7 protein-coding genes and 1 CRISPR repeat array are annotated in these 8,703 nt (G+C 70.8%); of the genes, 4 read left to right on the top strand and 3 right to left on the bottom strand.

Annotated elements, in window-relative coordinates; all coding sequences use genetic code 11:
- Positions 1 to 228: 228 nt before the first annotated feature.
- Positions 229 to 622: a CRISPR direct-repeat array (repeat unit 28 nt; unit sequence GTCCGCTCCGCGCACGCGGAGGTAGTCC).
- Between the two features lie 882 nt (positions 623 to 1,504).
- Positions 1,505 to 2,035, bottom strand: coding sequence for an RICIN domain-containing protein (locus ACFWYM_RS37905; RefSeq protein WP_384847736.1), 531 nt, complete (start codon positions 2,033 to 2,035; stop codon positions 1,505 to 1,507).
- An 18-nt stretch (positions 2,036 to 2,053) separates the two neighbouring features.
- On the opposite strand from ACFWYM_RS37905, the gene ACFWYM_RS37900 reads away from it, so the two are divergent.
- Positions 2,054 to 3,451: an alkaline phosphatase gene (locus tag ACFWYM_RS37900; RefSeq protein ID WP_384847733.1), complete on the top strand. Its 1,398-nt coding sequence runs from the start codon at positions 2,054 to 2,056 to the stop codon at positions 3,449 to 3,451.
- 110 nt (positions 3,452 to 3,561) lie between these two features.
- On the opposite strand, the gene ACFWYM_RS37895 is transcribed toward ACFWYM_RS37900, so the two are convergent.
- Entirely contained in the window at positions 3,562 to 4,920 is a 1,359-nt protein-coding gene (locus ACFWYM_RS37895; RefSeq protein WP_384847730.1) for an ATP-binding protein, read from the bottom strand.
- Positions 4,917 to 5,579, bottom strand: coding sequence for a response regulator transcription factor (locus ACFWYM_RS37890; protein WP_384847727.1), 663 nt, complete (start codon positions 5,577 to 5,579; stop codon positions 4,917 to 4,919). The genes ACFWYM_RS37895 and ACFWYM_RS37890 overlap by 4 nt, the downstream gene beginning before the upstream one ends.
- A gap of 217 nt (positions 5,580 to 5,796) precedes the next feature.
- Between ACFWYM_RS37890 and ACFWYM_RS37885 the strand changes: the two genes are divergently transcribed.
- The 3 genes from ACFWYM_RS37885 to ACFWYM_RS37875 form a co-directional block, all read left to right on the top strand.
- Positions 5,797 to 7,233 (top strand): ABC transporter permease, encoded by a 1,437-nt coding sequence (locus tag ACFWYM_RS37885; protein ID WP_384847724.1) that lies wholly within the window; start codon positions 5,797 to 5,799, stop codon positions 7,231 to 7,233.
- Between the two features lies 1 nt (position 7,234).
- A complete protein-coding gene (locus ACFWYM_RS37880) occupies positions 7,235 to 7,954 on the top strand; it encodes an ABC transporter ATP-binding protein (protein ID WP_384847721.1) in 720 nt (239 codons plus the stop codon).
- A gap of 55 nt (positions 7,955 to 8,009) precedes the next feature.
- Positions 8,010 to 8,703 (top strand): uracil-DNA glycosylase (locus ACFWYM_RS37875; RefSeq protein ID WP_384847718.1); only part of this gene is annotated, 694 nt, incomplete at its 3' end.

The following is an 8,703-nucleotide window of genomic DNA, read 5'->3' as shown; positions in this document are numbered from 1 at the left end:
ACCCGCTTCGACAAACGAGCCACCCACTACCAAGCCATGGTCACCCTCGCCTGCCTGCGACTCTGGCTGCCATGACTTTGCGGACACGACCTAGCGGAGGGCAACCCAGGAAGCACCTTCAGAGGAATGGCTCAATGCCACCCCTAAGACCCGAACACCAGCGAAAATCGACAGCCCCAAGTGAATGAAAGTCGGGGAGAGCCGCGCCATCGACGCAGGTCACGAAGGGTCCGCTCCGCGCACGCGGAGGTAGTCCCCCGGTCACCGGGACCGGCTCTCTGGTTGTGGTGTCCGCTCCGCGCACGCGGAGGTAGTCCCGTCTGCGGCGAGGCGCCGCCGCTGATCCTTGTGTCCGCTCCGCGCACGCGGAGGTAGTCCCGTCTGCGGCGAGGCGCCGCCGCTGATCCTTGTGTCCGCTCCGCGCACGCGGAGGTAGTCCTGACAGGGTGTCCAGGTCCGGCTCGGCCTCCAGGTCCGCTCCGCGCACGCGGAGGTAGTCCCCAACGGGAGCCAGTCGGGGGGAAGTCGATGACGTCCGCTCCGCGCACGCAGAGGTAGCCCGATGTCGCAGCCACCGCGGTGGAGCATTGCCGGGTCCGCTCCGCGCACGCGGAGGTAATGCCATTCCGACCTGCATGGCCAGAAAGTTCGGCCCGGGTTCTTCCGCCCGGAGACGGTCCGCCATAAAGCACGCCAGGCATCTCCAAATCACAGCGGGTGCCCTCGGGTCTCACCCACACTCACAACCACCGCAACTCGCCGCCACTCGCACACCGCACGGCTCTCAATCACTCCCATACAGCATGAGGAACATTCCGCCGCCCTCGACTTCGATGACCTGCACCACTCACCTGACCAGCGCCGTCCTCTCTGGGAATGTAGGTGATGCCGGTTCCACACCCTCAGGCCGAGATCAACTCCCACTCCACTCCCAGTTACACCTCCTTGATCAAGGACTACGCAGCTCAGGAGGGAACCCATTGACGCTCACCGAAGATGACGGAGAACTTCACGGTGCCTCCAGGGAGTTGGGGCGATGCGGGGCCTCGCGTATGCCTAATAGGTATATGACTAACCGTCATATCGTGAAGGTGCAAGGGGGGTGGGGTGGGGAGTTGCGGTGCGGGGGAGGCGGCGCGCGAGGCACTCGGCACGGTCCCGGGTCAGCTCAAGTCGGCCTGAGTCAGCCCCGGTTACACATGATCGACTCCCACTCGCTGCCCACTTCTCAGTGCCGGAGTTGGGAGGGGAGACATGAGGCGAGGCAGGAGCCCGTCGTCCGCGCACGACGCGGGCGAGGTGTGCAGGACCACGGCGTGTTCATCCGGATCGTGGCCGTGCAGTGCGACCAACTCCCAGGGCCAGGAAGGGAGATCGAGGCCGGGGCACGAGCGAAGGGACGAGCGGACGAGGCGGCGAGGGGGCGAGGCAGCGAGGGGAGTTGTACGTCAACCTGGGGGGTGTTTCGAGCGGGTGCCCCTCGGGGGCGCCCGCTCAGATTCGGTCAGCCCTCGTCCTCGGCGGTGGGATAGATCCGCCACAGCTGGGAGAGGTTCGGCCCGCCCCACATGCGGGTGAGGCCGACGAGGCGGTCGTTGCCCTGGAGGTGGTCGGCGATGGCCAGGGCGTAGCGCGGGTGGACCACGGAGACGATGTAGTAGTCGTTTCCTCCCTCCGCGTGCCGCACCAGGCGCCAGCGCTGGCTGAGGCTGTCCGTGTGTTCCTGGAGGGTGGCGACGTCGGCGGGGGTGGCGCCCGCCGTGAGGCGGCGGTGGTTGGCGTACGTCTCGACGGCCACCGTTCCGTCCGTGTGCAGCCGCAGGAACCACTGGTGCGCGGTGGTGTCCTTGGCGAACGGGTCCTGCGCCCAGGTCTGGGTGTGGTTGCCGACCCGGCCCGGGTGGCCGTGTCTCGGCGTCTCGGGGGGGGCTTCGCGCCGCCCCGACGTCACCGGGGCGCCGACGGGGCGACTCCCCCGGTTCACATGGCGCTGGTGAGGTGCTCGGCAGATCCCGAAGTCCAGGATCCGCAGCATTCAGCCGAGGAGTTGTGTATGTCCAGAGCGCGCCGTTCGCGCCGTACCCTCATAGCCGCCGCCGTGTCCGTGGCCGCCGCCACCACGGCCGTGGCCGTGACCGCCACGGCGGGGGCCTCCGGGACCAAGGACCAGGCCGCGCAGGCGATCAAGGGCGGGAAGGCGAAGAACGTCATCCTGCTGATCGGTGACGGCATGGGGGACTCGGAGATCACCCTGGCCCGTGACTACACGGTCGGCGCGAACGGGCGCCTGAACATGGACAAGTTCCCGCTGACCGGGGCGTACACGACGTACGCGGTGCACGCCGACGGCACCCCCGACTACGTCACCGACTCGGCGGCCAGCGGCAGCGGCTGGGCGACCGGCGTGAAGACCGTCAACGGGCGGATCTCCAAGACGCCGGGCACCGACAAGGCGGTGCCGACGATCCTGGAGCTGGCGCAGCAGCGCGGCTACGCGACCGGCTCGGTGACCACCGCCGAACTGACCGACGCCACCCCGGCGGTGCTCGCCTCGCACGCCACCGACCGCAGCTGCCAGGGCCCCGCCGACATGGCCAAGTGCCCGGCCGACACGATCGCCAAGGGCGGCCCCGGCTCGATCGCCGAGCAGAGCGTGAACCACAAGGTCGACGTCCTCCTCGGCGGCGGCAAGCAGCGCTTCGACCAGAAGGTCACCGACGGCACGTACAAGGGCCTGACCGTCACCGAGCAGGCCGAGAAGCTCGGCTACCAAGTGGTCAAGAACGACAAGGAGTTGGCCGCGGTCAAGTCCGTCAAGGGCGGCAAGCCCGTCCTCGGCCTCTTCGCCCCCGGCAACGTCCCCGTCGAGTGGACCGGCAAGGCCGCGGCCAAGGGCGGCACCGACCCGCAGCGCTGCACCACCTCCAACCCGAACCGGCCCGCGGGCACCCCGGCCCTCGAGGACCAGGCGAGCAAGGCCATCAAGCTCCTCGAGGCCAAGCAGAAGAGCCGCAAGAGCGGCAAGGGCGGCAAGAGCGGGCAGGGCTTCTTCCTGCAGATCGAGGGTGCCTCGATCGACAAGCAGGACCACGCCGCCGACCCCTGCGGTCAGATCGGTGAGACCGCGGCCTTCGACCGGGCCGTGAAGGTCGCCCGCGACTACGCCGCCAAGCACCCCGACACCATGGTCGTCACCACCGCCGACCACGCCCACACCAGCCAGATCGTGCCGCTGGAGGCGCAGCCGCCCGGCCTCTCCTCGACCCTGGTCACCGACGAGGGCCAGCAGCTGAAGGTCAACTACTCGACCAACACGCCCGGTCAGTCCCAGGAGCACACCGGCACCCAGGTGCGGATCGCGGCCCAGGGCCCGCAGGCGTACCGCGTGCTCGGCGTCACCAACCAGACCGACCTGTTCACGACGGTCCGCGAGGCGCTCCGACTGCGCTGATCCTGCTGCCGGTTGAGCCGCCGGTGCCACTGGTGGGGTGAGCCGCCGGTGGAGTGAGCCGTCGGTGGATTGAGCCGTCGGTGGAGTGAGCCGTCGGCCGGCCGAGTTGGTCAGTCGAGTCCCGGCAGCACGACCCGGACGACCAGGCCCCCCTCAGGGCGGGCCGTCGCCGTGGCCGTGCCGCCGTGGGCTCGGGCCACCGAGCGGACCAGGGCGAGGCCCAGGCCGTGGCCGCGCTCGCTGCCCACGCGGGGAGTCGCCCGGTAGAACGGTTCGAAGAGGCGGTCGGTGGTCTCCGGGGCGATCTGCGGGCCGGAGTTGGCGACCTCCAGCACGACGGCCGCCTTGCCTGCCGCCTCGCCTTCCGCCCCGCCTTCCGCCTCGCCCTTGCCGCCGTCGTCGTCACGCACCGTCACGCTCACGAAGGCGTCGGGCGCCTCGGTGTTGTGCGCGACGGCGTTCTCGACGAGGTTCCGCACCAGCTGCCTCAACAGCGTGGCGCTGCCCCGGACTTGGCGGGCGGTGGCGTCGGCGTGGACGGAGAGAGTGGGGCCGTCGGCGGGCGGGGCGGCCTCCGCGACGACCTCGCGTACGAGCGCCGTCAGGTCCACCGGCTCGGTGTCGCACGGGACTTGGTCCGCGGCGGCGAGCGCCAGGAGCTCCTGCACGACCCGGATGTTGCGCTCGTTGGTCTCCGTGAGCATCGGCAGCAGCTCGCGCAGGGACTCCCCCGAGTCGTCGGCGGCCGCGAGCTGGAGTGCGGCGCGGGTGGTGGCCAGCGGGGTGAGCAGTTCGTGGGAGGCGTTCGCGGCGAAGCGCTGGTGCGCGGCGAAGGACTCCTCCAGGCGTGCCAGGGTGGTGTCGAAGGTGTCCGCGAGCTGCCCCAGCTCGTCGCGCGGGCCCTGCGCGTTGATGCGGTACGAGAGATCGCCCTCCCCCGCCTGGGCCGCCGCGCGGTTGATGGTCTGCAGCGGTGCGAGCAGGCGGCGCGAGATGACCCAGCCCGCGGCGAGCCCCACGGCGGTCACCACGAGGAGGCCGCCGACGGAGATGGCGAGCACCGAGGACCAGACGTCCTCCTTGTCGCGGATCAGCCCGGAGGAGTCGACTCGCTGTCCGGGTTCGGGGCTCTGGGTCGGGCCCGGCGACTCGGTGGAGCCCGGTGTCTCGGTGGCGCCCGGCGACTCGGTGGCGCCCGGTGTCCCGGCCGCGTCTGGTGTCTCAGGGCTCCGCGGCTGCGGTGGGACCCACTGCGGCGCGTCGGTCGAGACGCTCGGCAGGGGGCTCACTTCGATGGTGGACGCGAAGTCGTACGTGGGGACGAAGCGGATGCCGACGTAGATCACCGCGACCATCAGGGCCGAGCAGGCGACCAGCGCGCCGCCGAAGCCGAGGAAGAGGCGCACGTGGATGCTGAGCGTGCGCGGGCGCCGACGCCCGCCCCGACGGGACGGGTGGGGCAGCCTCATGCGGCGCCCAGGTAGTAGCCCGCGCTGATCGCGGTGTGCACGAGCTGCGGCTCGCCCAGCTTCTTGCGCAGCGTGTGCACGACGAGGCGGACCGCGTTGGTCAGCGGATCGGCGTGCGCGTCCCATGCCTTGTCCAGGAGGTACTCGGCGCTCAGCACCCCGCCGTCGGCGCGCATCAGGAGTTCCAGGACCGCCAGCTCCTTGGGCGTGAGGCGGACCTCGTGGCCCGCCCGGGTCACCCGGCGCCGGTGGGTGTCGAAGGTGAGGTCGGCGAAGGTGAGCACGGGGGCGTGGGCCTGCGGGCTGCGCCGGTACAGGGCGCGCAGGCGGGCCACCAGCTCGGGGAAGTCGAAGGGCTTGGCCAGGTAGTCGTCGGCGCCGAGGCCGAGGCCCTCGACCTTGTCGCCGAGGCGGCCCGCGGCCGTGAGCATGAGGATGCGGCAGTCCAGGCCCTGGGCGACGATGCGGCGGCAGACCTCGTCGCCGTGGACGCCGGGCAGGTCGCGGTCGAGGACCACCGCGTCGTAGTCGTACACCGCCGCCTTCTCCAGGGCGGCCTCGCCGTCGTGCACGACATCCACCGCCATGGATGCGCGGCGCAGCCCCATCTCGATGACGCGCGCCATGTACTGCTCGTCCTCGACCACCAGCACCCGCACGCCGTCTGCCCCATCCGAACCGTCTGTACGTTCTCGACGGTCGCGACCGTCCGTACCGTCTGAGAATTCCGTGAAATGGCGGAGCACCGATTCCGGTAATTCGCCCCTGCCTCGCCCACATTTACCAGATCTCGTCTTTGAACCGTGTATGAGGACCGCGGCCGCACCGTCGCGGCCAAACACGGTTGAAAACAGCGGCTGCCTAGCGTCCCATGCCATGAATCTCTTCAAACGGGCCTGGTGGCGGCTGACGGGCCACCTGGGGAAGACGCTGATGCTGATCGGTCTCTTCTTCGTGATCTGCACCCTGGTGCTCTCCGGATTCCTCATCCAGTCCGCGGCCGCCCGGGCCGCGGACGCCGCCAAGCAGCGGGTGGGCGCGGTGGCGACCATGCAGCTGGACGTGAACGGCCTGATCAACTCGGGGAAGATGGACAAGCCGGACGGGCCCCAGGGCGGCACGATCGGTGCCGAGGGCGATCTGCACGCCGGTCTTGTCGACAAGATCTGCAAGTCGTCCGCGGTGGCGAAGTGCAATTACGCCACCGACGGCGGCGCCTTTCCCACGAAATCCACCAAGCTGCACCAGCCCGTGCCGCCGCCGAAGGGCCAGGACACCCTCGGCACCGACCTGTTCAGCGCCTCCGGAATCCTCGATCTCGACGAGGTCAAGGAATTCCGTAACGGCGACTCCAAGCTGATCGCCGGGCGCGGCATCACCCCGGACAGCAAGAGCGACGAGATCGTCGTCGAGGAGCGCGTCGCCAAGGACAACCACCTGAAGGTCGGCGACCGCATGAAGCTCATGGTCGGTGTCCTGCCGGGCGCCGGGCAGGAGCGCGACAAGCGCGAGTACTCCTTCAAGGTCGTCGGCGTCTACAAGAGCAGCACGCCCGACAGCGGCCAGTACGTCCCCGCGATGATGGACCCCGCCAACCGCCTGTACGTCACTCCGGCCGGCGGCTCCAGGCTGGAGGGCAAGGGCACCAAGGACACCGTCCTCAAGAACGCCACCTTCACGCTGAAGGACCCCGACGACCTCGGCCGGCTCAAGAAGGACGCCGAGGCCGCGGGCGCCGATCTGCGGATCTTCCCGATCACCGTGAACGACAAGCAGTACAAAACGCTCGTCGGGCCCATCAACAAGACCGCGGACTTCGCCTCCGTCACCGTCTGGCTGGTCGCCCTCGCCGGCACCGTGATCCTCGCGCTGATCGTCGCCTCGTCGCTGCGCGAGCGCCGCAAGGAGCTCGGCATCCTGCTCTCCCTGGGCGAGAAGAAGCCGCGGCTGCTCGGCCAGCACCTGGTCGAGGTCGTCGCCTGCGCGGTGGTCGCCATCGGCCTGGCCGGGGCCTGCAGCCAGTTCCTGTCCCAGGGCATCGGCGACAAGCTCCTGGCGGGCGAGGTGTCCTCGGCCAAGGAGGACGCCGCGAACAAGCCCCAGGAGCCGGACTACACCAACTCCATGGGCAGCGGCGGCGGCAAGGACCAGCCGGAGGTCGAGCCGATCAGCTCCATGGACATCCGTCTCGGCCCGGCCGACATCGGCAGGGTCGGCGCCACCGGTCTGGGCATCGCCGCCCTGGCCACCCTCGTCCCCGGCTCCCGCGTCCTGCGCCTGAACCCGCGCGACATCCTCACGAAGGGCGACTGACGTGACCTCCCACGCCACCCCCACCACTCCCACCGCTCCTGCCACCCCCACCACTCCTGCCCTGCTCGAACTGGCCGACGTGACCCGCACCTACCAGAGCGGCAACCGCCGCCGCGCGGTCCTCAAGGGCGTCAGCTACCGCTTCGAGGCCGGGCGGATGTACGCCGTCGTCGGCCCCTCGGGGTCCGGCAAGACCACGCTCCTGTCCCTGGCCAGCGGCCTGGACGCGCCGAGCTCCGGCACGGTGAGCTTCCAGGGCCAGGACATCTCCCGGCTCGGCCTCGGCCGCTACCGCAACCAGCACGTGGCGACCGTCTTCCAGTCCCTGAACCTCCTCACGTACATGACCGCGGTGCAGAACATCACCTCCGCCATGGAGATCACCGGCGTCAAGGGCGGCCGGCGCAAGCAGCGCGCCGTCGAGCTCCTCACGCTGCTCGGCGTCGAGCCCACCGAGCACCACCGCCGCACCCTGCAGCTCTCCGGCGGACAGCAGCAGCGCGTGGCCATCGCCCGGGCCCTGGCCTGCGAGGTCGACGTCCTCTTCGCGGACGAGCCCACCGGGAGCCTCGACCACGAGACGGCCGACGGCATCATCGAGGTGTTCCGGGGGCTCGCCCACGACGACGGCAAGTGCGTGATCGTCGTGACCCACTCCAAGGAGGTCGCCGCCGCGTCGGACGAGGTGCTGCACCTCAAGCGGGGCAAGCTGACGGCGTAGGCCGGCCGACCGGCCGGAGACGAGACGAGGCGAGGCGAGGCGGGAGGCCCCGGTCATGGACGCGGAGCAGGTGCACGACCCGGAGCAGGCAGCGGGCACGGCGCGCTCCGTCCGGGGCCTCGACGCACGGCTCGTGGAGTGCCGGGCCTGCCCCCGCCTGGTGGCGTGGCGCGAGGAGGTCGCGCGGACCAAGCGCCGCGCCTTCGCCGACTGGACGTACTGGGGCAGGCCCGTGCCCGGCTTCGGGCCGTCGGACGCCCGGCTGCTGATCGTCGGCCTCGCCCCGGCCGCGCACGGCGGCAACCGGACCGGCCGCATGTTCACCGGCGACCGCACCGGCGACGTCCTCGTCGCGTGCATGCACTCCGTGGGCCTCGCCGGCATCCCCACCTCCGAGCGGGCCGACGACGGGCTCACCCTGTACGGGACGCGCTTCACCGCGCCCGTGCACTGCGCCCCGCCGGACAACAAGCCCACGACCGCGGAGCGCGACACCTGCCGCAACTGGCTGGTGCGGGAAGTGGAGTTGCTGGCACCGACGCTGCGGTCCGTGGTGCTGCTCGGGGCGTTCTCCTGGCAGACGACGCTGCCCGCGCTGGCCCGTGCCGGGTGGGAGGTGCCCCGTCCCCGGCCCGTCTTCGGGCACGGGGCCACCGCGGTGCGGGGGGCCCCCGCCCGGGGGGGGCCCCCCGCCCAAACGCGCGGGGGGGGCGGCCCACCCCCACACCACCGCGACCGAAACCCGCCCG

The sequence above is a fragment of the Streptomyces sp. NPDC059009 genome (assembly GCF_042740175.1).
GTDB lineage: Bacteria > Actinomycetota > Actinomycetes > Streptomycetales > Streptomycetaceae > Streptomyces.
This window is presented reverse-complemented; position numbering and strand designations above follow the sequence as displayed.

What these genes read in the sequence shown, in the direction of transcription:
- ACFWYM_RS37900 (WP_384847733.1), top strand. Translation starts at nt 2,054, where the DNA reads ATGTCCAGAGCGCGCCGTTCGCGCCGTACCCTCATAGCCGCCGCCGTG.
- ACFWYM_RS37905 (WP_384847736.1), bottom strand. Translation starts at nt 2,035, where the DNA reads ATGCTGCGGATCCTGGACTTCGGGATCTGCCGAGCACCTCACCAGCGC.
- ACFWYM_RS37885 (WP_384847724.1), top strand. Translation starts at nt 5,797, where the DNA reads ATGAATCTCTTCAAACGGGCCTGGTGGCGGCTGACGGGCCACCTGGGG.
- ACFWYM_RS37895 (WP_384847730.1), bottom strand. Translation starts at nt 4,920, where the DNA reads ATGAGGCTGCCCCACCCGTCCCGTCGGGGCGGGCGTCGGCGCCCGCGC.